At 36.7% G+C, this 1,887-nt stretch carries 3 protein-coding genes; all 3 read right to left on the bottom strand.

The genetic code is table 11. The features are described from left to right. Nucleotides 1-285 (bottom strand): MarC family protein (locus tag ABNR88_RS07225; RefSeq protein WP_348670258.1); only part of this gene is annotated, 285 nt, incomplete at its 3' end. Between the two features lie 34 nt (nt 286-319). Beyond that, a complete protein-coding gene (locus ABNR88_RS07220; RefSeq protein ID WP_348670257.1) occupies nt 320-946 on the bottom strand; it encodes a LysE family translocator in 627 nt (208 codons plus the stop codon). A 2-nt stretch (nt 947-948) separates the two neighbouring features. Next, a partial coding sequence (locus tag ABNR88_RS07215; RefSeq protein ID WP_348670256.1) for a thioredoxin fold domain-containing protein occupies nt 949-1,887 on the bottom strand: 939 nt, incomplete at its 5' end.

Here is a 1,887-nt window from a genome sequence, read left to right as displayed (position 1 = left end):
AAAAATATCTTCAGAGCCAGAAAAAATCATTTTTAAAGAAATCAAAAACAATACAACACCGCCAGCCACACCCAGTGAAGATTCTGATATTTGCAATAACTGCAAAATATATTTTCCTGAAAACATGAATATTAGCAAGATCAACAGAGCTATTAACAACTCTCTAATAATAATAGCTCGACGCCTTGGGGCTGGCAGATTCTTTAACAAACCTAAGAAAATGGGCACGTTGGCAAAAGGGTCCATAATCAAAAACAGCAGAAAAATAGCGGAAGCAATCGTCATAAAATCTCTCCAGAATACATAATCATTCTCTTAATCAACGATCAGATAGGCCAAGTGCCACCCCAAATCCAACAAAGGTTGAACCACTGAATCTATTAAACCAGCGACAATTATTCTCGTTTTTTAACCACACTTGAATACTACTAGCCAACATAGCATAAGAGGTAAATACAATAAACTGAACCAAGGCAATGGTTAGTGAAATAGTAAGCAAATGCATAATTTCAAAATTATTAACATTGATAAATTGTGGCAAAAGCGCTGAAATATAAGTCAACGCCTTAGGGTTTGACAAGGTGGTAAAAAATGCACGTCTAAACAATACTCGCTGGCTAGCATCTTGCTGCTCAAAATTATCACCTTCTTTAAAGGTAGCAATAGGTGCTGTCCAGAGTTTAAACCCTAAATAAACCAAATACAAAGTGCCTATTATTTTTAATACTTGAAAGGCGATTGTAGAGGCAGCTAATACAACTCCTAAGCCGAGAATACTCAATAACACCAAAATTTGAAAAGCCAAGATATTTCCAAATGCAGCAAGAACTGCCCTTTTCGCGCCGTATCGAATACCATTATTAACAGAAAATAATGTTGTAGGTCCAGGTGTAAACATCCACGCTAGAGTGATTGTTAAAAATATTAAGTATTGCTCAAGAGTCATGCTTAGTCCACAATATTAATGTCAATGCCTTTCTCTAGCAGTTCGGCCTGTCTAGCGCGCAGATAAGTGCTAAATTTTGGATAATACTGATAATGCTTACCACTGACATACTTCAACACCGTATTAAAATGAAAACTGAAAAGCTTTCCATCAATTTTTGTGATATTCTCACCCTCATCAAATAGCAAGATTCCTGGACGATAATTTAAATCAAAGTCTTTAACCATTTGTCTTGGCGTGGTTTTCTTGCCATTAAAATTAATAATTTTTTCATCAGAATAAGCATCAAATCTTACGAATAAATATTTATCCAATTCTGCTTTTACATCCTTCCTATTAATCAAATTTTGATGAAAATCTTCGCACGCTGTACAGTCTTTATCTTCAAATAGTATCGCCACTGGCTGATCAAACTCTTGGAAATTAGACGCCACTTGCAAGCTCGCATGATTAATAAAAGTATAGGCTTGGCTGGCATTTTGCTGGGCTTCGATATAATTTGATAACGTCGTATTTTTGTAAGATTTACTAGCCACATATTCTAGCACTTGCCTAAAAGCGGCAACATCACGATAGCCATTTGTTCTAAAGGCTTGCTTGCCACTCTCATCTAAAAAAATAATGGTTGGCGTATATTTTACCGCCAGCATTTCGCTGAGTGCTTGCTCAGTTTTGCTTTCAGATTCACTCATGGTAATTTCTCTCGACCCCCTGATATTCACCGCAACGACAGAAAAATGTTTTTTAATAAAAGCTAAATTTTCACCACTTTTAAAATTTTGCGTCAGCATGGCGTCGCAATATGGGCAACCGTCTAAATGAAAATACAATAAAACCGTTTTGTTTTCATCAAGTGCATCCTGTGCATCTTCAGCCACATCCAAAAAACTATCGGTAAACCAGCTAGGCACATCGTAAAGCGCACCCCCAACAACCTTGCC

Source organism: uncultured Candidatus Thioglobus sp. (assembly GCF_963981275.1).
Classification (GTDB): domain Bacteria; phylum Pseudomonadota; class Gammaproteobacteria; order PS1; family Pseudothioglobaceae; genus Thioglobus_A.
The sequence above is the reverse complement of the archived record's forward strand: the minus strand, read 5'-3'. Positions and strand labels throughout refer to the sequence as shown.